This is a genomic window from Rhodococcus sp. I2R (assembly GCF_020889545.1).
Taxonomy (GTDB): domain Bacteria; phylum Actinomycetota; class Actinomycetes; order Mycobacteriales; family Mycobacteriaceae; genus Rhodococcoides.
The window spans coordinates 114934-136391 of sequence record NZ_JAHUTG010000001.1; the positions used below are offsets into that span (position 1 = coordinate 114934).

A 21458-nucleotide genomic window follows, 5' to 3' on the forward strand; every position below is an offset into this window, starting at 1 on the left:
CATGGCCGACCACTTGTGTGGTCGGCCATGCCTGTACTTGTTCACGATTCGGTTCGCTGGGGCGTTCAGTTCTGCGCGGGAGGTTCAGGCGTCGTGTTTGCCGAGTTGGTGTTCGGCGACTTGGCAATCGACGGCTTGGACGCGGTGTTTCCGGACGGAAGCGACTCACCGGCCATGGAGGCTCTGATCTGTTCGAGCCTGCTGTGGCCTGCCATCTGGACCGAAGCCTGCTGCACCTCCATCATGCGGCCGGACACCGTGTTCTGCGCCAGCTCCGCAGAGCCGAGTGCGTCTGCATACCGACGCTCGATCTTGTCGCGAACCGCGTCGAGGCTCGGGGTGTTGCCCGGAGCGGACAGCGTCGAGTCCATCGACCGCAGTGACTCGCTGACCTTCTCCTGCATCTTTGCCTGCTCGAGTTGGCTGAGCAGCTTGGTCCGCTCGGCAACCTTGGCTTGCAGGGCCATCGCGTTCTGTTCGACGGCCTTCTTCGCCTGCGACGCCGCCTGCAGCGACTGATCGTGCAGCACCTTCAGATCCTCGACGCTCTGCTCAGCGGTGACCAGCTGCGCCGCGAACGCCTCGGCGGCGTTGGTGTACTGCGTTGCCTTCTCCACGTCACCGGCGGCATTGGCCTGGTCAGCCAGTGTGACCGCCTGGCGAGCATTGGCGTTGAGCTTTTCGACCTCGTCCAGTTGACGGCTCAGTTTCATCTCCAGCTGACGCTGATTGCCGATCACCGAGGCCGCCTGCTGAGACAGCGCCTGGTGCTGTCGTTGCGCATCCTCGATGGCCTGCTGAATCTGAACCTTGGGGTCGGCCTTCTCGTCGATCTTGGAATTGAAGAGCGCCATCATGTACTTCCAGGCCTTGACGAAAGGATTAGCCATGGGTTGATCCTGCCTCCATCCAGAGCGACGTTGTCGCGCGTAGGGGGTCGGCTGACGTGTGCAGCGACCTACGATGAGTTGCCCGTGTCACGAGAATACTGGTCTGGTCGAATTGCCGTGGAACTGTGTCACCAATGCAGTTGCGCGGGCTGGTGCATGCCCGCTGCTCACGCAGCGGCGAGGGCTCGCGCAGGCGCCGGAATAACCACCCTCGTCTCGCCCGCGATGCGGGGCGAGGTGTCCTCGGCACCCACCGAGGCGGGCGTCTCGGCAGCACGCGCTGCGGCCGAGGATTCCGACAGGCATTCGCTCACATCGCTCATGACATCGGCCAAGGGCACGGCGAGAGCGTCGCAGATCGCGGCGAGCAACTCGCTCGAGGCTTCTTTCCGTCCACGTTCGACTTCCGAGAGATACCCCAGACTGACCCGTGCCGTGTTCGATACCTCGCGCAGTGTGCGACTCTGCGCAACACGAGTGCGCCGCAAACTGTCGCCGAGTGCTTCACGCAATAGCAGCGCCATCTCGCTCCTCCTCGTTCGAGCCATGTCGTTCGAAACTGTGCTTCGTCTTCTGTACGTCCAAGTCCAGCATCTTCAGGTACAACGTAGGACGAGGCTCGATTGGTTCCCGACCCTATACGGCCGATGCACCTTCGAGACGCTGCTGCAGCAACGACACGGCTAGTCGGACTGTATCGCGTCGAACAGCCCAACGGTCACCCGAGAGTTTCACTTCGGTCAACGGGTCGCACCTCTTCTCAGGCGCACGGCCTGGACGATGTAATCCACTCCCGTGTACACCGTGAGCACGACAGCCAAACCCATCAACGTCACCGATACGAACCGGACTTCGTCGGGTAGCGGGAACAGGTAGAACCCGATAGCAACGCTCTGCAAGAGCGTCTTCACCTTTCCGCCGCGGCCGGCCGGGATGACACCGTGCCGGATCACTGCGAACCGCACGCCCGTGATGGCAATCTCGCGGGCCGCGATCACGAGGGTGACCCACCACGGGAGGTCGCCCAGAATCGACAACCCGACCAGCGCGGCGCCGATCAGCGCCTTGTCCGCGATGGGGTCGGCCATCTTGCCGAAATCGGTGACCAGTCCGTATTTGCGTGCAAGTTGGCCGTCGACACGGTCGGTGATCGCGGCTACCGCGAACACGACCGTCGCGCCGATCCGCCATGCGGGGTCCTGACCGTCGTCGACGAACAGTACGACGAGGAAAACGGGAACCAGGGCGATCCGAAGCACGGTCAGAACGTTCGCAATGTTGAGTATCGGAACCGCTTCGGACCCTGTCGAAGAGTTGCCGTGCGGAGGCCGCGGAGTCGGCGGAACCTCCCCGGTCATGCCGCCCCGCCAGATTCTTCGGCGTCCCGGAGGACATTGATAGCGAAAGGTCGACGACGGTGTCCAGGTTCGTGGGTGGCGAGTTCGATTACGGACACACGAGAAGAATATCGGTTGGAGCGTTGGCTACTGTTCACCACATGACTTCTGCGCCGAATCGGGCCGGTCGACCTCCCGTCGACGACGCGTCCGACCCGAGTTCGAACTCACGGATCCTCGCCCACGGCGGCGACGATGTAGTGGTTCGACGTGCGCGAACATCCGACATTCCCGAGATCAAACGCCTGATCGACATTTACGCCGGGAAGATTCTGCTCGAGAAGAACCTCGTGACGTTGTACGAGGCGGTGCAGGAATTCTGGGTGGCGGAGCGAGCCGGATCGGTGATCGGGTGCGGCGCCCTGCACGTGTTGTGGGCTGATCTGGGCGAGGTGCGCACGGTGGCGGTGGATCCGTCCGCCAAGGGTCACGGGGCCGGGCACTTGATCGTCGACAAATTGGTCGACGTTGCACGCGAACTGGCCCTGCAGAAGCTGTTCGTGCTCACGTTCGAGGTGGACTTCTTCTCCCGACATGGATTCGCCGAGATCGAAGGGACGCCCGTCACCGCCGAGGTGTACGCGGAGATGTGCAGGTCGTACGACACCGGTGTCGCCGAGTTCCTCGATCTGAGTTACGTGAAACCGAACACGCTGGGCAACACCCGGATGTTGCTCTCGCTCTGATGTCGATCGCACCTGAATAATGACAACCGATAGGAAATGGACACACATGGCCCTCTTCGCCGTCGCATACACGTACTCCCCCGCCACGACGGACGGTCGTGACACGCATCGCGCAACCCACCGCGCTTGGCTCGGCGAACTTCTCGAACGCGGTGTCCTCGTCTCGAGCGGCCCCTACACCGACGGCAGCGGCGCGCTCATCCTCGTGGAAGGTTCCGACGTCGCATCGGTTCGAGAACTCTTCGCGCAGGATCCGTTCGCGGTCGAGAATCTCATCGAGGAGTCCTCGATCACCGAGTGGAAGCCGGTGATGGGCGCCTTCGCCTGACGGTGCTTCGCGGCCCGCGGCGGAGCCTGTGACACTCTGCGGAGCAGTGTTCAGTCTTCCGCCGGAGCCTCGTCCGGGTCGCCGCCTTGGATCGACCACAGCAGCCCGTCCAGTTCATCAGGCTTGATCAGCACCTCACGCGCCTTGGAGCCTTCACTCGGCCCGACGACTCCGCGGTTCTCCATCAGGTCCATCAACCGGCCAGCCTTCGCGAAGCCCACCCGCAGCTTGCGCTGAAGCATCGAGGTCGAACCGAACTGGCTGGAGACAACCAGCTCCACCGCCTGGAGCAACACACCGAGATCGTCGCCGATATCCGGGTCGACATCCTTCTTCTCCGACGCCTTGCTCGCGGTGACGGTCTCGTTGTATTCCGGTTCCGCCTGATTCTTGGCGAAGTCGACGACCGCCGTGATTTCCTCGTCGGTGATGAAGGCGCCCTGCAGGCGAGTGGGCTTGCCGGCTCCCATCGGCAGGAACAGCGCATCGCCCATACCGATGAGCTTCTCTGCACCGGGCTGATCGAGGATGACCCGTGAATCGGTGAGCGAGGATGTCGCGAACGCGAGCCTGGACGGGACGTTGGTCTTGATCAGACCGGTCACGACGTCCACCGACGGTCGCTGCGTTGCCAGCACCAGGTGAATGCCGGCAGCGCGAGCCTTCTGCGTGATTCGCACGATGGCGTCCTCGACGTCCCGCGGTGCGGTCATCATCAGATCGGCGAGCTCGTCGACGATGGCAAGGATGTACGGATACGGCCTGTAGACGCGTTCACTGCCCAGTGGTGCGCTGATATCACCGGAGCGCACCTTCTTGTTGAAGTCGTCGATGTGCCGAACCTTGTTGACCTGCATGTCCTGATAGCGCTGTTCCATCTCCTCGACCAGCCACGCCAGGGCCGCGGCAGCCTTCTTGGGCTGCGTGATGATCGGGGTGATGAGGTGGGGGATCCCCTCGTACGGTGTCAGCTCGACCATCTTCGGATCGATCAGGATCATCCGTACCTCGTCCGGTGTCGCGCGGGCGAGCAGTGAGACGAGCATCGAGTTCACGAAGCTCGACTTACCGGAACCGGTGGAACCCGCCACCAGCAGGTGCGGCATCTTGGCCAGGTTCGCGCTGATGAACTCGCCCTCGATGTTCTTGCCGAGGCCGATCACCAGCGGGTGATGATCCTTGCGCGTGGACGGCGCAGTGAGCACGTCTGCGAGACGAACCATTTCGCGGTCCGAGTTGGGCACCTCGATGCCGACTGCAGACTTGCCCGGGATCGGGGCCAACAGCCGCACGTTGTCGGTAGCCACTGCATAGGCGATATTGCGGGCCAGTGCGGTGATCTTCTCGACTTTGACGCCCGGGCCCAGTTCCACCTCGTATCGGGTGACTGTCGGGCCGCGCGTGAATCCGGTGACCGCCGCGTCGATCTTGAACTGATCGAGAACATCGGAGATCGCCTCGATCATCGCGTCGTTGGCCTGGCTGCGAGTCTTGGGCGGATCGCCGTCGATCAGCAGCGAAAGCGATGGCAGGGTGTAGTCCCCGTCGACGACGCGATCGACGACGATCTTGTCGTCCTCGGTGGCACTCTTCGGTTCGGCGGCCTTGACTACAGGCTTCGCCACAGCCCGAGCAGCTGCCGCTGGTCGAGATGCCGGCGCGGGGGCCTCGGCGGCCGCCTCCGCCGCCGCAGGATCGATGACCTCGGTCGGAGCCTCGGGCCGCGCTGTCCTCCTGCGCGTGCGCGGCTTCGCGACCGGTACGTACTCCTCGGTCGGGTAATTGTCGTACGGGTCGCTCTCGCCTGCCTTGTCGACGGGGTAGCCGTCGAAGTCGGCGTCGTGGCTGTATCCCTCGTCGCCGAAATCCGTTCCGAAATCGGCGGGGTCGTACTCTCCGTACTCGTCACCGCGGCTGTCGGTACCGAACAGCGTGCGCAGTTTAGCCGGGACGTCTCGAACGGTGGTGCCGGTCAGCAGCAGCACTCCGAACAGACCGGCGAGAAACAGCAGCGGTACCGCCAGCCAGACCGTCAGACCGTCGACGATCGGCCCACCGGCGACGTAGCCGACAAATCCGCCACCCGTCGCGCGCCCCTCCGCATCCGTCGGGAAGCCCGCAGCCATGTGCCACAGCCCGAGGATGGGAAGGCTGAGCAGTATCGAGCCCAACACCAGCCGCGGCCGGATCTCGGGGTTCGGTTCCGATCGCATCAGAACTACAGCGATGGCAACACCGAGCGCGGGCACGATGTAGCCGGCGTCGCCGACCACTGCGCGCACGGCAATTTCGATCCACTCACCGATGGGGCCACCCGCGCTGAACCAGACGGCTGCAGCAACGATGACGCTGACGGCGATCAGTCCGAGCGCGATGCCGTCGCGACGGTGACCGTGCTCGATGTCCTTGGCCTTGCTGACCGTCCGGGTGGTGGCGCCGACACCTTTGGCAGCAACAGCCCAGGTCGACGTCACGCCGCGGCCGATGGCGGACATGACGCCACCATTGTTCTTGCGTGCAGGCCGACGGGGCGCTGCCGAGCGGGTGGACGCACCGCCGCGGGGCGGGGACTTTCGCGGGGCGGTCGGCTTACGCGGCGTGGTGACCGTGCGAGCAGTACGCCCTTTCGCGGTCTTGGCTGTTCCCCCCGACGCACGCGATGACAGCGAATTGCCGGCGCCGGCTTTCGAACTTCGGGTGCTGGTCTTTCCTGCCATGCGCTCAGGTTAGTCGCAATGACCCCTCGGAAACCATCCGCAACACCAGTAACAGCTTGCCCGACTTGTCCCGATGCGTTGTGCCATCGACCTCAGAAGCTTCGGTCAAGCCCCTGAACTGCTGCGATGTCGGCCTCGGTGCCCTCGAACTCGATGACCACGGCGCTACGCCCGAAGGCGTGCAGCAGCAGTTCGGACGGCTCACCCGTCAGCACCACGTGTCGACCACTCGCCTTCTTGACCGTTTTCGTTCGACCGTCCTTCGATCGGAACACCACACCGACCGGCGACGCGGAATATGCACGTCTTCCGATCAGGCCGGCAATCGTCCACAGCCTGTTCTGCAGCGAAGCCGACAACGTGCGTTGAGTCCAGTCCGGCCCCGCCCGGCGGAGATCCTCATGGTGAACGAACATCTCCCCCACGTTGATCACCGGGTCGAGAAGCTTGAACGGTGACCAAAGGGGTGGGCCCGTCCGAATGGCCGCCACCAGGTCGTCGAATGGCTTCGCCGCCGCCCCCGCCTGCACCTTCTCGGTGTATCCGGACAGAAATGGAAGCACGATCCCGGGTGCGGCATCCAGACGCCGCTCTCGGACCACCAGGTGTGCCGCGAGATCGCGAGCTGTCCAGTCACCACACAACGTCGGGGCGTCCTCCCCCACTGCGGTCATTGTTCGTACGAGTTCGGCGCGTTCGTCCTGTGCAAGGCTCACACTCACTCACAGTACGTGCCCCGTCAGCGGTGCGGCGGTGGGTGAACCGTAATCTCACATCGGTGCCGGTATCGGAAATTGTCGTCATATTCGTCGCTGGGTTGGGCGCGGGCGCGATCAATGCGGTCGTCGGGTCCGGGACTCTGATCACGTTTCCCACGTTGGTTGCGTTCGGCTATCCCCCCGTAGTGGCCACCATGTCGAATGCCATCGGGTTGGTGGCCGGAAGTATCTCCGGAACATGGGGATATCGCCGCGAATTGCGCGGACAGTGGGGACGGCTGCGGTGGCAGATGCCGGCCTCGTTCGTCGGAGCACTGATCGGGGCCTGGCTACTACTCCACCTGCCGCCGTCCGTTTTCGCCGCCGTCGTACCGATCCTGCTGATCGGCGCGCTGGTCCTGGTCGTGGTGCAGCCCCGAATTCAGACCTGGGCCCGCCGCCGCTCCGAGGCTGCGGGCGTGGCAACCGATCACGTCAGCCGCAGCAAGCTCGTGCTGCTGACTATCGGCACCTTCGCCGTGGGGATCTACGGCGGGTATTTCACTGCAGCCCAGGGCATCATGCTGATCGGAGTGATGGGAGTTCTGCTGCCCGACTCGATGCAGCGGATGAACGCTGCCAAGAATCTTCTCTCACTGATCGTGAACGTGGTCGCCGCCGCGACATACACGATCGTCGCGTTCAGCGATATCAGCTGGGCAGCAGCGGGTTTGATCGCTGCCGGCTCACTGTTCGGCGGGTCGATAGGCGCACGCTACGGCCGAAAGCTGTCGCCGTGGACTTTGCGCGCCGTCATCGTGGTCGTCGGGCTCATCGGCCTGTGGCGCCTGTTGGCAGCCTGAGCACGCAGGAAACTACTTGTTCCCCACCGCCATGACCGTCGGAACGATCATCGGCTTGCGGCGATACTTGTCGGCGACCCAACGTCCCACCACCCTGCGAACCGCCTGCGCGATCCGGTGAGTGTCGGTGACTCCTTCGGAAGCAAGACGAATGAGCTCGGCCTCGACCAACTGGCCGGCTTCCTTGAGTGCCGTGGGATCATCGGAGAATCCGCGACCCGACACCTCCGGGGCGGTGACCGCACGGCCAGTACTCGAGTCGACGGCGACCGTGATGGCAATGAATCCACCCTCACCGAGAACCAGGCGATCCGACAGGGTGGAATCACCGACGTCACCGACGGACAGACCGTCGACATAGACGTGACCGACGGGCACCTGCCCGACGATGCGGGCGAGTCCGTCGACCATGTCGACCACCACCCCATCCTCGGCGAGGATGATTCGATCCTCGGCCACACCGGTCGCCTTCGCCAGTGCCGCGTTGGCACGCAGGTGGCGCCACTCCCCGTGCACGGGCATCGCATTGGTGGGACGCACCGCGTTGTACAAGTACAGCAGCTCGCCTGCGGATGCGTGGCCGGAGACATGCACCTTCGCAGTCTGCTGGGTCACCACCGTGGCGCCGCGCTTCGCAAGACCGTTGACGACGGCGAAAACCGAATTCTCGTTGCCGGGGATCAAGGACGACGCCAGGACGACGAGATCGTTGGCCTTGACGTTGATCTGACGGTGTTCTCCGCGCGCCATTCGCGAGAGTGCCGAGAGCGGCTCGCCCTGAGACCCGGTCGAGATGAGCACGAGCCGGTCGTCGGGCAACGTCGCCGCCGTGTCGACGGTGACTTCGAGACCGTCGGGCACCCGCAGGTACCCGAGATCCTGGGCTATCTGCATGTTGCGCACCATCGACCGACCGACGAATGCGACCCGACGGTTGTATCGCTCGGCCACGTCGATGACCTGCTGAATTCGGTGCACGTGGCTCGCGAACGACGCCACGATCACGCGCTGCTTGGCCTTGCCGATGACGGTGTCGAGGACTCCGCCGATCTCGCGCTCAGGGGTGACGAAGCCGGGGACTTCGGCGTTGGTCGAGTCCACCAGGAAGAGATCGACACCTTCGTCGCCGAGACGTGAGAAGCCTGCGAGGTCGGTGAGCCGTCCGTCGAGCGGCAGTTGGTCGAGTTTGATGTCGCCGGTGTGCAGCGTCAGGCCCGCGTCTGTGCGGATCGCGATGGCCAGAGCGTCCGGAATCGAGTGGTTGACCGCGAAGTACTCGCACTCGAACGGCCCATGGTTGGTCTTCTGGCCCTCGATGACCTCGACGAGGTTGGGGCGCAACCGGTGTTCACGGCACTTGGCCGCCACCAGCGCGAGCGTGAACTTCGATCCCACGACCGGTACGTCCGGACGCAGACGAAGCAGGAACGGCACCGCGCCGATATGGTCCTCGTGACCGTGTGTGAGAACGACGGCCTCGACGTCGGCCATCCGGTTCTCGATGTGCCGGAAGTCCGGCAGGATCAGGTCGACGCCGGGTTGCTGGTCCTCGGGGAACAGGACACCACAGTCGACGATGAGCAATTTTCCCTGATGCTCGAACACCGTCATGTTGCGGCCGATTTCGCCGATGCCGCCCAGCGCGACTACGCGCAGGCCCTTGAACGGTGCTGCGGGCGGCGTACCGAGTCGGTCGGTCGGGTCGAATTGCGTTCGAGCGTCGGGGCGAACCGTGCGGGCCGAACTTTGCACGATCGGTTTCGCGGACTGCGCCTGCCTGTCGGCAGGCGGACCTGCACTTCGGGTTGCGCGGCCACGCGATCGTGCTGGTCGGCTCATACAAGCACTCCTGCTGCTCTCAGATCCGCTGCAAGCATGTCGATCTGGTCACTGGTGGGCGGCACCTGGGGAAGCCTGGGCTCGCCCACGTCCAGTCCGATGAGCCGCAGACCTGCCTTGGCGGCGCTGACGCCGCCGAGTCGGGCCACGCTTCTGGTCACCGGAATGAGGCTTGCATTGATGGCCCGCGCCCTTGCGTTGTCACCCGCCATGAAGGCGCTGTGCATTTCGCGCAGTCGGGCCGGCACGAGGTGGCCGATGACGCTCACGAATCCGGTAGCGCCCACGGACAGCCACGGCAGGTTGAGCGGATCGTCGCCCGAGAAGAATTGCAGCCCTGTCGTTGCGATCAATTCAGCGCCGGCGTTGAGGTCCCCCTTGGCGTCCTTGACGGCAAGGATCCGAGGGTGCTCGGCGAGCCGACGCAGCGTCTCGGTCTCGATGGGAACGACCGAGCGCGGCGGAATGTCGTACAACATCACCGGCAGGTCCGTCGCGTCGGCGACTGCGGTGAAGTGCGCGAAGAGCCCAGCCTGCGGCGGCCGAGAGTAGTACGGCGTGACCACCAGGAGGCCGTGGGCGCCTGCGCGGGCCGCGTCGCGGGCCAACTCGACGCTGTGCGCAGTGTCGTTGCTTCCTGCTCCGGCAATAATGCACGCGCGGTCCCCGACGGCCGCGATGACCGCGCGCATGAGCTCGAGCTTCTCGTTCTCGGTGGTGGTAGGTGATTCACCGGTGGTACCGGCGAGGACCAGCCCGTCGTTACCCTGCTCGACCAGGAAATGAGCCAGCCGTACTCCGGCGTCGATATCCAACTTTCCGTCGGGGGTGAACGGGGTCACCATGGCGGTCAGCACCGTGCCGAACGGGGAGTGGATCGCAGGAGCGGGATCACCGTATGTCATGGTCAGAAAGGTTACCCGGTGCAATGCACGCTATCTCGCGGCGGGACGGAACTTCGCCCGAGAGCGGGCGGTCAGTTTTCGGTGACGAACGGGCTGTGCGCTACCTCGGAACCATCCGGCAGTGCGGAAATTTCGAAATCGCCGAAGATGTCCGGCGCGATCGAGGCCAGTTGCCTCAGGCATTCGACCGCCAGACGTCTGATTTCGACGTCCGCGTGCTCGGAGGCGCGCATCGACACGAAATGCCGCCAGGCCCGGTAGTTGCCCGTGACGACGAGCTTCGTCTCGGTCGCGTTGGGGAGAACCGACCGCGCCGCCTGGCGCGCCTGCTTGCCCCGGAGCGCGGAATTGGTGACGCCCTCGAGCTTGTGCTCGAGTGCATTGAGCAGTTCGACGTAGGCAGCTCTGCTTGCGTCCGTCGCTTGCTCGAACAACGCTTCCAGCTCGGCGTCCCCTGCAACAGCGGGCGGGGCGATGACGTTGGCGTCGCGCTCGGGCACGAAGCGCTGGGAGAGCTGCGAGTACGAAAAGTGGCGATGCCGGATCAGCTCATGCGTGCACGACCGCGAGATCCCCGTGATGTAAAAGCTCACCGATGCATGTTCGAGGACGGACAGGTGCCCGACGTCGAGTAGGTGCCGCAGATAGGACGCGTTCGTCGCAGTTCGCGGGTTCGGTTTGGACCAACTCTGGTAGCACGCGCGGCCGGCGAACTCCACGAGCGCTTGTCCCCCGTCGGCATCGGTCTCCCACGGGATGTCCAAAGGCTCGACGAACTCGGTCTTGGCGACCAATTCAACCTTCAGTGACACCGTCTTCGACACTGCGCATTCCTTCGCTAGTACAGCTGACAACTCACACAAACCCTATCCACGAACCTCGCGAGCACCCGGCCGACGCCAAATCGGCGTCACGATGACGATAATTCGACGCTTGCGCGACGCCACTTTAGACGTCACACTGACACCATGGAACTAGACAGGTATACCGCCTCGCTACGCGCAGATCTTCTGGCAGCCGCATCGCTCGGCGACGACCACACCAGAAAGACCGCCGAAGCACTCGCCAACGCGGCACAGGCGTCTGCACGGCTCATGCTCCTCGAAGCGATGTCCGAGTTCGCCGACGAGATCTCCGACCGAATCGACGGGTATTCCGTTCATCTCAAACTGTCCGGGAACGAGGCGTCGGCCGACGTCATCCGTGAGGCCGTCGACGAGGCTGCCGAAAGGTCGGCCGGAGCGATACCGTCCGATGGTGACGAATACCCAACAATGGACGATGTCACAGGCGAGGTGCGTCGCGTCACCCTACGCATGGTCGAACATGTGAAGGAACGGGCCGAACAAGCAGCGTCCATGAACGGCGTTTCGCTCAATTCCTGGCTCTCGCAAGCAGTTCAGGATGCACTACGTGAACAGGTTCGCAACAACCGCACGCGATACTGAGTCTACGAACCGACGCAAGCAGCGCCGTCAGCGCTTTTCACGCCACTCCCGTTCGAATGGCAGCCGCCATGCATGCGGGGCGATCAGCTGGTGAATTGCATTCGGCCCCCAGGACCCCGGCGTGTACTGCCGCACAGGTGGCAGATCGGCGAGTAGCGGCTGCGACACCTCCCATAACCGCTCGATCCCCTCGGCTGTGGTGAACAGCGTGTGGTCGCCGTGCATGGCGTCGAGAATGAGCCGTTCGTACGCCTCGAGCACATCCGACACACGTTCGGTTTCCTGTAGTGCGAATTGCATGCTCAGTTTGTCCAACCTCATCCCCGGCCCGGGCCTCTTGCCGTAGAAGGACAACGACACCTTCGACGCATCCGCCAAGTCGAACGTGAGGTGGTCCGGCCCGTGCGCACCAACGCCGGACCCCGCCGGAAACATGCTCTTCGGCGGCTCACGGAATGCGATGGAGATTATTCGTTGCCCCTCGGCAAGGCGCTTGCCCGTCCTGAGGTAGAACGGCACACCCGCCCATCGCCAGTTGTCGATTTCGCACTCCAATGCGACGAAGGTGTCCGTTTCCGAGTCCGGTGCCACGCCCGGCTCGGACCGGTAACCCGAGTACTGACCGCGTACCACCTTGCGAGGGTCGAGCGGAAGCATCGACCTGAAGACCTTGTTCTTTTCCTCGCTGATCGCTCTGGGCTCGAGAGCCGTCGGCGGTTCCATCGCCATGAAGGCGAGAACCTGGAACAAGTGGGTGACCACCATGTCCTTGAAGGCGCCGGTATTTTCGTAGAAGTTCGCCCGGCCGTCGAGCGCAAGGGCTTCCGGAATGTCGATCTGCACGTGGTCGATGAAATTCCGGTTCCAGATCGGCTCGAACAAACCGTTCGCGAAGCGAAACGCCAGAATGTTCTGCGCAGGTTCCTTTCCGAGAAAATGGTCGATACGAAAGATCTGCTCCTCGTCGAAAGTCTCGTGCAACCTGGCATTGAGAGCAATCGCGCTCTCGCGGTCCGTTCCGAAAGGCTTCTCCATGATGATCCGAGAATTCTTCACCAGATCGGCGGCGGCGAGCATGTCGACGACTGCCAGCGCAGCTTTCGGAGGGACAGACAAATAGTGCAACCGCTTGACGCCGACACCGAGTTCGACTTCTGCGGTGGCAACGGCCTCCCCCAACGCCGCCGGACCGGACTTCTGCGAAACGTAGCTCAATTTCCCCGCGAATTGGCGCCACTGTTCGTCGGAGACCTTTCGGCTCGAGTGCTCGTCGATCGCTTCGAGTGCCATCTGACGAAACTCGTCACTGGTCATCTCTTCCAACGACGTTCCGACAACTCGGATTCGCGGAGCGAGTTCGGACAACGCGAGGTGCATCATCCCCGACAGGAGTTTGCGCTTCGCGAGATCGCCGGTGGCTCCGAAGAGCACCACGACCTGGGGCGACAGCTCGTTCGATTGCGCAGATACGGAAGAGGTCATGTCGGGCATGGTCGCACCATTCTTTCTCGCCCGCTGTCCGAACCTCCGGCGGTCATCCGGTCGTCGGCAATTCGGTCAGAGCCGGCATGAGATCCCCGCGCCCACCGAGGACGACATCCGCCAGCTCGAGCCAGTCGGCCATTTCGCGCAGCACCGGGTGCAATGCCGCCGCAATGACCGCCGCGTCGCGGTCACCGTCGACGAACGCGCCCAGTACCCGCAGTTCCGATCGCGCTCGGTCACCTTTGAGGTCAATTCGAGCAACGAGTTCGCCATCGAGCAGAAACGGGAACACGTAGTAGCCGTGAATCCGCTTGTGCTGCGGGGTGTAGATCTCGATTCGGTAGTGGAAGTCGAAGATGCGCTGCACACGCGGACGGAAGAAGATCATCGGGTCGAACGGGCACAGGAGGGCAGCGCCGCGAACCGACCGCGGAATCCGTGCATCAGCATGCAGGTACGCCAGGGCGTCCCAGCCTCGAACCTGCACTTGTTCGAGCACGCCGTCCTCTACGAGATCGGCTATCGCTGCGGTGGTCTGCTTCTTCGAAAGACGGTAGTAGTCACGCAGATCAGCCTCGGTGGCGACGCCCAGAGCATCCGCCGACAGGGTCACCAGCGCGCGCACCGCATCGGCCTCGGCCACGTGCCGTGCAGCGATGTCGGCCGGTATGACTCGCTCGGTCAGATCGTAGTGACGAACGAAGCCTGCCCGCGTAGCCACCGACACCACCCCCGCCGCGAACAGCTGCTCACACACGACCTTGACGTCGCTGTGATCCCACCACGGGCCTTTTCTGCCAGGCCGCTCGACGTCGAGCGCGCGCTCGATCTCGCCCGCACTGGACGGCCCCAGATCGGCGATCACACCCTGCACTTCTTTCGCGAGCGTCGGGTTCCGCTCCAGAACGGACTTCGCACCGCCCCACCGTCCATGCTCGTAGAGTTCGGTCCGCCAGCGCATCAACGGCCAGTCCTCCACCGGAATCAGCGCAGCTTCGTGCGCCCAGTACTCGACCAGCCGACGCGGACTGCGCGCCGTATCGGTCCACGCGGCCCGGTCCACCACACCGCGGTCGTATCGGCCCACACGGCTGAACACGGGAGCGTAATGCGCGCGCACCAGCACCGATACCGAGTCGATCTGCAACAGATGCGTTCGATCGAGGACCTTGTGCACGGCGCGTGTGGACGCACCCCGTTCCCCCGCCGGATGCGGCGAGGCCAGACCCTGTGCGGCCAACGCCGTACGCCGAGCCATCGCCGCACTCATTTCACGCATCTGTTCACCATGCCATGCATCGGAGTACTACGAGGGCCTCCACCCGTGCTTGCGCGCAATGTCTTCCATGGTCTCGATCAACTGCGATAGGCCTGGTTCCTCGATCGGGAAGTGGCCACAACCCTCGAGCATCACCGATTTCGTCGGCCCGGCGATCCTGTCCAAGAACTTCACACTCAGCTCGGGTGTGGTCCATTCGTCCGCACCCGGATGCACCAGCGTCACCTCGGGTCCGTAGAAGTGTTCCGGTGGGAAGTGCCGAAAGGACATGTAGCTGCTGAGAAAGCCGACCGGAACCGACACCCCTCCTCCCAACGGATCGGATGCGCACAGTGCCGACAATTCAGGGTCGGCGCTCATGCTGTCGATGTCCATCAGCCACCGGATCGGAACACGCACGCGTCCGAGTAGCGCGGCAGTGAAGGCGAGCGGCTTCGGTGCATACCGACCCAGAAAGCCGAAACGTGCAGCCGCGGAGCGGGCGTCGGGATCGGAAGGATCCAGCAGACAGGTCGCCACGACATCGGCTACCGCACCGGTCCGCGCCGCAACCTCGTAGGCCAGCATTCCACCCATACTGGCGCCGAACAGCACCAAGGGCCTTGGGTCGCGGTCCTGCTCGGCGACCACCAGATCGCACAACATCTCGACCCAATCGAGGTAGGTGACCTTCCCGGCATCGGGAACCACCGTCCGCCCATACAGAGGCATGTCGGGGAAAAGCACATCTGCTCCCCGCGACGCAGCCAGCGACGCGAATGGCCACAGCGCGCCCGAATGGCCACCGGCACCGTGCAACGCCATCATCTTCACAGGTGCATCGCTGGTGCGGCTTCGAGCGATATGGACATCGAGGTCGCGCCATCGCCACGTCGTGGACACGGGAGGAACGACATCGCGGTATTTCGCGGGCAAAAAGCTCGCATATTGGGCGGATGTCATGACGAAAACAATAGGCGCCGAGCCCGTCAGGTCATGAGAGTAGCGGCGAGAGTACCGCCGAGCTCGTAGCACGCCTCCCGGCTCGCCTTGTCGACGTTCGTCACCTCCAACGCCGCAGCGGCCTGTTCGAGACCCCATCCGGTGGTGATCTTACGAACGGCCGCGACAGCCCCCGCTGTGTCGTTGTTGCCGTGCACCCACAAACCGAACGGGCGCGCGGCGACGGCGTCGAGGCATGGGTAGTAGGTGGTGTCGAAGAAGTGCTTCAGAGCACCGCTCATGTAGCCGAAGTTGGCGGGAGTTCCGAACAGGTAGCCGTCGGCGCCGAGGACGTCCGGCACCGTCGCCCCGAGTGCGGGGACGCTGCGGACCGTCACCCCCTCGATGTCGGGATCCATCGCGCCTGCCATCACCGACTCGAGCAACTCGCGGGTGACCGGCGAGGGAGTGTGGTGAACGATGAGCAGCGTAGGCATCAGGACTCGTCGCGTTCGAGCTCCACCGCTCGCTTCATCGTCTCGCGTGCGCGAGAACGATCGCCGGCGTAGTCGTAGGCTCTGGCCAGCCGATAGGAGTTGCGCCAGTTGTCCGGGTCCTTTTCCCATTCGGACTTGACCTGCGCGAACAGTTCGTCGGCAGCGTCGCGTTCGATCCGTCCCGACGGCATCCGGGGCAGCTCCGAGACATCGAGTTCCAGGCCTTCGTCATGAACCCGGGACGCAAGACGCTGATGATCCAGACCTGCCTTGAGCGTGGCGAAGACAATCCAGACACCGATGATGGGAAGAAGCAGAACCCCGACACCGAGACCGACGCTGACCGCGTCGCCGTTGCGAAGCAGCGACACGCCCCGACTACCGAGAACGTAGAAGTAGAAGCCCAGAATCGCCACGAGTACGACGATGATGGACAGCACCTTCGTCGACTTGTTCATTGCGATCACAGGTCGAGGAACGAATCGAGCCCGACGGTCAACCCTGGTCGACCGGCGATCTCTCTGACTCCGAGGAGCACCCCCGGCGCGAACGAGGTGCGGTCGAGCGAATCGTGCCGGATCGTGAGTGTCTCGCCTGTGGTGCCGAGCAGGACTTCCTGGTGCGCCACCAATCCTGCCAGCCGGATGGAGTGCACGCGCACACCGTCGACTTCGGCGCCTCGCGCCCCGTCGAACTCCGCTGTCGTCGCATCCGGGCTCTTCGGGATTCCGGCCTTCGCGCGTGCGTCGGCGATCAATTGGGCTGTGCGGTAGGCGGTGCCCGACGGCGCGTCGGCCTTGTTCGGGTGGTGCAGCTCGATGACCTCGACGGAGTCGAAGAACCGCGCGGCTTGCTCGGCGAAACGCATCGTCAAGACTGCGCCGATGGCGAAGTTGGGTGCGATCAGCACTCCGGTCGCGGGCGCGTACGCCAACCAGGAGCGAACGGAGTCCAGTCGGGCGTCATCGAAGCCGGTGGTGCCGACGACAGCGTGGATACCGTTCTCGACAAGGAATTTCAGGTTGTCCATCACCACATCGGGGTGGGTGAAGTCGACGACCACCTCGGCGGCCGCGTCGACGAGGTTGGTGAGGGGATCGCCCTGGTCCACTGCGGCGACGAGTTCCAGGTCCTCGGCGGCCTCCACAGCCGCGCAGATCGCCTGCCCCACCTTGCCGCGAGCTCCGAGGACACCAACTCGGACGGGTACTTCTGCACTCACGACTGCTCCGCTCCTCGACTCGAACACTTCAGCGCATGCAAGCCTACTGACCACAGCCACGTCCGCAGTACGCCGGTCGATGGAGTCGAGGCCGGCTGGTCACGCCGTGTCAGTCGAAGATGATGACCTGACGGATGGCATTTCCGTCGGCGAGTTCGTCCATTCCGCGGTTGATCTCGTCCAGTCCGATTCGAGAGCTGATCAACTTCTCCACCGGCAATCTGCCCTCACGCCACATCTGCGCATATTTGGGAATGTCGCGCGCCGGCACCGCTGATCCCAGGTAGCTGCCGATGATCGTGCGCGCTTCGGCGACGAGTCCGAGCGGGGAGATCGATGATCGGGCGTCGGGCGCGGGGAGACCGACGGTGACGGTGACGCCGCCGGGTGCAGTCGCCGCCACCGCGGCTTCGAAAGCTCGGGCGTTTCCGGCGGCCTCGATGACGACATCGGCCTTGACGCCGCGCTCCTGCCTCTCTGCGGGCGAGAACGTCTGGCTGGCACCGAGTTCGCGGGCCGCGGCCAGCTTGTCGGGGACGCCGTCGACGCCGATGACTTCGCCCGCGCCGACAGATACTGCCGTCAGGATCGCCGCCATTCCGACGCCTCCGAGCCCGATCACCATGACGGATTGCCCTGGCCTCGGTTGTCCTGCGTTGAGGACGGCGCCGCCACCGGTGAGCACCGCGCATCCCAGGACGGCGGCGATGTCGGCAGGGATGTCGTCGTCGACCGGGACAACGGACTTGCGGTCGACCACGGCGTGCGTGGCAAATCCGGACACACCCAGGTGGTGCTTGATCTCGACGCCCTCGCGCGTCAACCGCGCTCCACCGCCGAGCAGTGTCCCCGCGTTGTTCGACGCGCTCCCTGTGACACAGGGCATGCGGCCGTCGGTCCGGCATCCCGCGCAGTCCTCACATCGCGGCAGGAACGTCATCACCACGCGGGTACCGACGGCGATGTCGTCGACACCAGCGCCGACGGACTCGACCCGGCCGGCGGCTTCGTGACCCAGCAGCATCGGTACCGGTCGGACACGGTTGCCGTCGACCACCGACAGATCCGAGTGACACAGTCCCGCTGCCTCGATTCTGATCAGCAGCTCACCGTCACCGGGAGGGGCCAGGTCCAGCTCCGAGATGGTGAGTGGACGCGATTGCGCGAAAGGCCGGGAAGATCCGATGTTCTCCAGTACTGCGCCGCGGATTTTCATGGCACCACTCTAGGTGAGCACGAGTCCGACCCGGGGCCGCTCTCAGAGAGGTAGCCGCGGACGCAGTAGATGCGCGACGAGCCCGGTCCATCCGGTCTGGTGCGAGGCCCCCAAACCCTCGCCGGTGTCACCGTCGAAGTACTCGTTGAAGGTGGGATGCACGCTCCAGAGCGGGTCGTCACTGGACTCGATTCGGTCGCCGTCCGCAGGCCGCTTGCCGTTGACCGGACGGAACAACGACGCCAGGCCGTTGTCGATGAGGTCAGCCGCGTCGGTCAACGTGCAGTGGTTTCCAGATCCCGTGGGGATTTCGATGGTGAACGAGTCGCCGTAGTGCCGGCCGTACGCGCGCAGTTTGTCGGCAAGCAGCACATTGACCGGGAACCAGATGGGGCCACGCCAATTCGAGTTGCCACCGAACATTCCGGTGCGGGATTCGCCCGGTTCGTATTCGATGTACAGCGATCGGCCATCTATCTCGTAGGTGATTCCGTCGCGATAGGACGCAGAGAGTGATCGAATACCGAACGCCGAGAGGAACTCCTCGGAATCGAACATACGAGAGAGCACACGCTTGAGCCGTTCGGGTTCGACGAGTGAGAGCAGCACGCGGACTTCGCCACCGTCTTTCCGCGCGAGCAGGGGGCTGACCATCTCCGGTCGACGCCTTTGCACCCAGCGCAGCCGCGCGGTCAGATCGGGGCACTCCTCCTCGACCCACGACGGTATCTCCGTGGCCCCGAGGATCGGAAGCAGTCCGACCATCGACCGAACCCGCATGGGAATCGCATCTCCCTCGGGCGGGACGAGGACGTCGTAGAAGAACCCGTCTTCCTCGTGCCACAGTGAAATATGCTGCGAGCCGAACGATTTGACGGCTCTCGCAATGGAAAGGAAGTGGGTGAAGAACTTGGTTGCCACGTCGTCCCACGCGCTGTCGTACCTGGCGAGTTCGAGAGCAATCTTGAACATCTGCTGGCAGTAGAAGGCCATCCAGCTGGTCGCGTCCGACTGCTCCAGACGAAACCCCGGCGGCAGCGGAGCGGACCTGTTGAACAGTCCGATGTTGTCCATCCCGAGAAATCCGCCCTCGAAGATGTTCGAGCCCTCGGAGTCCTTGCGGTTCACCCACCAAGCGAAATTCAGGAGAAGTTTCGTGAAGACTCGAACGAGGAACTCTCGGTCTCGGAAACCGTCGATGCGGTAGACGTGCCAAGCCGCCCATGCATGCACCGGCGGGTTGACGTCGCCGAACTCCCACTCGTAAGCCGGAAGCTGACCGTTGGGGTGCATCGCCCACTCGCGGCACATCAACACGAGCTGTTCCTTGGCGAAGTCGGGGTCGACGTGCGCAAGCGGAATGGCATGAAAGGCCAGATCCCAGGCCGCGAACCACGGATACTCCCACTCGTCGGGCATCGAGATGACATCAGCCAACGCGAGGTGACGCCAGTGGGCGTTGCGAGCGGTCGAGCTCTGCCGCGACGCCGGTGCCGGCTCTCCCACCCTGTCGCCTTCGACCCACTGCTCGACGTCGTAGCGGTAGAGCTGCTTCGTCCACAGCAGTCCGGCGTAGGCGCGACGGGCGACATGACGATCGGCGTCGTCGAGATCGGCTCCGATGACAGCATCGTAGAACTCGTCGGCCTCGGCCTGCCGGTCCGCGACCACGGCATCGAATCCGCGACCGAAGGTCTGTTCGTCGGGCGGGTTCATGGACAGGCGCAGCTTGACTTCGACGGTGCCACCGGGCGCGATCTCGTCCAGCTGGAACCAGAACGCGGCCTTCGTGCCGGTCCGCTCCGGATTGACGGCGTCGACATCCCCGCCGACCACTCGGCGCCCGATGCCGTCTTTGCTGTACTGGGAACGGTTCTCCTGTCCCCATAGATCGGCGGCATTGGTCTCGTTGTCGCAGAACAACACGTCCGGATGCCCCTCCGCGCTGAGGTAGTACCTGCCGAGGAAACTGTGATCCGCCTCGATGGCACGCAGGCGTCCGGACTCCAGTTCGTTGGGATCGACGTCGGTGAGGGTGCCACCGCGGTCGTCGCGCCCCCAAGCCCAGGTGTTTCGTAGCCACAGGTGCGGCAACAGATCGAGCGATGCCGTCTCCGGGCCGTGATTGGTGACGGAGATGACGATGCAGATGTCGTCGGGTGAGGCCTTGGCATAGCTGACCTGGACGTCGCAGAATCGGTTCTCGTCGAGTATTCCGGTGTCGGACAGTTCGTACTCGCGGTCGTCTCGGCCGCGGCTGGCGTTCTCGTCCCGGAGCTGTTGGTAGGGATACTCCGCGTGGGGATACCGATACAGCCACTGCATCCAGCTGTGGGACGGCGTCCCATCGATCACCCACCAATACTCTTTGGCGTCCTCACCGTGGTTGCCCTCACCGTTGGTGAGTCCGAACAGCCGCTCCTTGAGGATCGGGTCCTTGCGATTCCACACTGCGAATGCGAAGTTGAGGAAGCCGAAACGATCACAGATGCCCCCGAGGCCGTCCTCGCCCCAGCGGTAAGCCCGAGCATGCGCCTGGTCGAACGGAAACGACTGCCACGCGTCTCCGTCCTCCGAGTAGTCCTCGCGCACCGTTCCCCATTGCCTACCAGCGAGGTATGGGCCCCACTGACGCCATGGCCCGCTCACCCCGGGCGACTCGGCAAGCCGAGAATGCTCGGTGGTGGACGGCGTTCTGCGTGCGTCAGGGGCGTCGGTCACGCGTCACAGTCTGCGCTCCCGCTACCACGGCTGCACGCCGGCTGGTGTTGCGGGATCAGGAGCAGGCGGCGATCAGACGTGCGACGTCGAGATGATCCAGCCCCTTGGGCGGTGGGTTCTGCAGCAATATCTCCTGCAAACGGCTGACGAACCCTTGACGGCTGACTCCGAAATCGCCGAGCACGTCGTCGCCTGGTCCGTCGCCGCGTGGGAACCGATCGGTCACTTTCTCGCGCATGGCCATCCTTCGACTGCTGTTGGGTGGGGACCGCGGCGTGCGGTGCCGAGTCGGGGGTAACGGCTTCGCACGCCGCGGTCGAGGTTTCTATCGGCGAGGTTCAATCTT

At 64.0% G+C, this 21458-nt stretch carries 21 protein-coding genes; 4 read left to right on the forward strand and 17 right to left on the reverse strand.

What is annotated here, in order from left to right; translation table 11 throughout:
- Nucleotides 1-65: 65 nt before the first annotated feature.
- From KVY23_RS00490 to pgsA, 3 genes are all read right to left on the reverse strand, one after another.
- Nucleotides 66-890, reverse strand: coding sequence for a PspA/IM30 family protein (locus KVY23_RS00490; protein WP_075840067.1), 825 nt, complete (start codon nucleotides 888-890; stop codon nucleotides 66-68).
- A gap of 167 nt (nucleotides 891-1057) precedes the next feature.
- A complete protein-coding gene (locus KVY23_RS00495; protein WP_075840068.1) occupies nucleotides 1058-1414 on the reverse strand; it encodes a helix-turn-helix domain-containing protein in 357 nt (118 codons plus the stop codon).
- 216 nt (nucleotides 1415-1630) lie between these two features.
- A complete protein-coding gene (gene pgsA / locus KVY23_RS00500; RefSeq protein ID WP_230554844.1) occupies nucleotides 1631-2248 on the reverse strand; it encodes a CDP-diacylglycerol--glycerol-3-phosphate 3-phosphatidyltransferase in 618 nt (205 codons plus the stop codon).
- A gap of 140 nt (nucleotides 2249-2388) precedes the next feature.
- Here pgsA and KVY23_RS00505 point away from each other — a divergent pair, with 140 nt between their 5' ends.
- Together KVY23_RS00505 and KVY23_RS00510 are read left to right on the forward strand one after the other, a co-directional pair.
- A complete protein-coding gene (locus KVY23_RS00505) occupies nucleotides 2389-2973 on the forward strand; it encodes an amino-acid N-acetyltransferase (protein ID WP_230554846.1) in 585 nt (194 codons plus the stop codon).
- Between the two features lie 46 nt (nucleotides 2974-3019).
- On the forward strand, nucleotides 3020-3301 hold the full coding sequence (locus tag KVY23_RS00510; protein WP_230554848.1) for a YciI family protein: 282 nt from the start codon (nucleotides 3020-3022) through the stop codon (nucleotides 3299-3301).
- Between the two features lie 50 nt (nucleotides 3302-3351).
- Here the strand turns inward: KVY23_RS00510 and KVY23_RS00515 are convergent, their stop codons facing one another.
- Both KVY23_RS00515 and KVY23_RS00520 read right to left on the reverse strand, forming a co-directional pair.
- Nucleotides 3352-6018: a DNA translocase FtsK gene (locus tag KVY23_RS00515; RefSeq protein ID WP_230554850.1), complete on the reverse strand. Its 2667-nt coding sequence runs from the start codon at nucleotides 6016-6018 to the stop codon at nucleotides 3352-3354.
- 92 nt (nucleotides 6019-6110) lie between these two features.
- Nucleotides 6111-6734: a TIGR03085 family metal-binding protein gene (locus KVY23_RS00520; RefSeq protein WP_230554851.1), complete on the reverse strand. Its 624-nt coding sequence runs from the start codon at nucleotides 6732-6734 to the stop codon at nucleotides 6111-6113.
- 62 nt (nucleotides 6735-6796) lie between these two features.
- On the opposite strand from KVY23_RS00520, the gene KVY23_RS00525 reads away from it, so the two are divergent.
- Entirely contained in the window at nucleotides 6797-7579 is a 783-nt protein-coding gene (locus KVY23_RS00525; protein WP_230554853.1) for a sulfite exporter TauE/SafE family protein, read from the forward strand.
- A gap of 12 nt (nucleotides 7580-7591) precedes the next feature.
- Here KVY23_RS00525 and KVY23_RS00530 read toward each other — a convergent pair whose 3' ends face one another.
- The 3 genes from KVY23_RS00530 to thyX form a co-directional block, all read right to left on the reverse strand.
- Complete coding sequence (locus KVY23_RS00530; RefSeq protein WP_230554856.1) at nucleotides 7592-9418, reverse strand: ribonuclease J; 1827 nt, start codon at nucleotides 9416-9418, stop codon at nucleotides 7592-7594.
- Nucleotides 9415-10323, reverse strand: coding sequence for a 4-hydroxy-tetrahydrodipicolinate synthase (gene dapA, locus KVY23_RS00535; RefSeq protein WP_075840071.1), 909 nt, complete (start codon nucleotides 10321-10323; stop codon nucleotides 9415-9417). The genes KVY23_RS00530 and dapA overlap by 4 nt, the downstream gene beginning before the upstream one ends.
- Before the next feature lie 71 nt (nucleotides 10324-10394).
- A complete protein-coding gene (gene thyX, locus KVY23_RS00540) occupies nucleotides 10395-11147 on the reverse strand; it encodes an FAD-dependent thymidylate synthase (RefSeq protein ID WP_230554857.1) in 753 nt (250 codons plus the stop codon).
- Nucleotides 11148-11291: 144 nt separating this feature from the next.
- Between thyX and KVY23_RS00545 the strand changes: the two genes are divergently transcribed.
- Nucleotides 11292-11771 carry a hypothetical protein gene (locus KVY23_RS00545; protein WP_230554859.1) on the forward strand — a complete coding sequence of 160 codons (480 nt, stop codon included), beginning with the start codon at nucleotides 11292-11294 and terminating at the stop codon, nucleotides 11769-11771.
- A gap of 27 nt (nucleotides 11772-11798) precedes the next feature.
- Here KVY23_RS00545 and zwf read toward each other — a convergent pair whose 3' ends face one another.
- The 9 genes from zwf to KVY23_RS00590 all read right to left on the reverse strand — a co-directional run bounded on the left by zwf (nucleotide 11799) and on the right by KVY23_RS00590 (nucleotide 21350).
- The gene (gene zwf / locus KVY23_RS00550; protein ID WP_230554861.1) at nucleotides 11799-13253 is read right to left on the reverse strand and encodes a glucose-6-phosphate dehydrogenase; all 1455 of its coding nucleotides are present in this window, start codon (nucleotides 13251-13253) and stop codon (nucleotides 11799-11801) included.
- A 52-nt stretch (nucleotides 13254-13305) separates the two neighbouring features.
- Nucleotides 13306-14535, reverse strand: coding sequence for a winged helix-turn-helix domain-containing protein (locus tag KVY23_RS00555; protein ID WP_230554862.1), 1230 nt, complete (start codon nucleotides 14533-14535; stop codon nucleotides 13306-13308).
- Nucleotides 14536-14562: 27 nt separating this feature from the next.
- Nucleotides 14563-15477, reverse strand: a complete 915-nt coding sequence (locus KVY23_RS00560; protein ID WP_230554864.1) for an alpha/beta hydrolase — start codon at nucleotides 15475-15477, stop codon at nucleotides 14563-14565.
- Between the two features lie 26 nt (nucleotides 15478-15503).
- On the reverse strand, nucleotides 15504-15953 hold the full coding sequence (locus KVY23_RS00565) for a flavodoxin family protein (RefSeq protein WP_230554865.1): 450 nt from the start codon (nucleotides 15951-15953) through the stop codon (nucleotides 15504-15506).
- Complete coding sequence (locus tag KVY23_RS00570; RefSeq protein ID WP_230554867.1) at nucleotides 15953-16411, reverse strand: tetratricopeptide repeat protein; 459 nt, start codon at nucleotides 16409-16411, stop codon at nucleotides 15953-15955. The genes KVY23_RS00565 and KVY23_RS00570 overlap by 1 nt, the downstream gene beginning before the upstream one ends.
- A 5-nt stretch (nucleotides 16412-16416) precedes the next feature.
- Complete coding sequence (gene dapB, locus KVY23_RS00575) at nucleotides 16417-17175, reverse strand: 4-hydroxy-tetrahydrodipicolinate reductase (RefSeq protein ID WP_230554869.1); 759 nt, start codon at nucleotides 17173-17175, stop codon at nucleotides 16417-16419.
- 109 nt (nucleotides 17176-17284) lie between these two features.
- A complete protein-coding gene (locus KVY23_RS00580; RefSeq protein ID WP_230554870.1) occupies nucleotides 17285-18391 on the reverse strand; it encodes an alcohol dehydrogenase catalytic domain-containing protein in 1107 nt (368 codons plus the stop codon).
- Nucleotides 18392-18433: 42 nt separating this feature from the next.
- Complete coding sequence (locus tag KVY23_RS00585) at nucleotides 18434-21112, reverse strand: glucosidase (protein ID WP_230554872.1); 2679 nt, start codon at nucleotides 21110-21112, stop codon at nucleotides 18434-18436.
- A 55-nt stretch (nucleotides 21113-21167) separates the two neighbouring features.
- Nucleotides 21168-21350 carry a hypothetical protein gene (locus KVY23_RS00590; RefSeq protein ID WP_230554875.1) on the reverse strand — a complete coding sequence of 61 codons (183 nt, stop codon included), beginning with the start codon at nucleotides 21348-21350 and terminating at the stop codon, nucleotides 21168-21170.
- Between the last annotated feature and the right edge of the window lie 108 nt (nucleotides 21351-21458).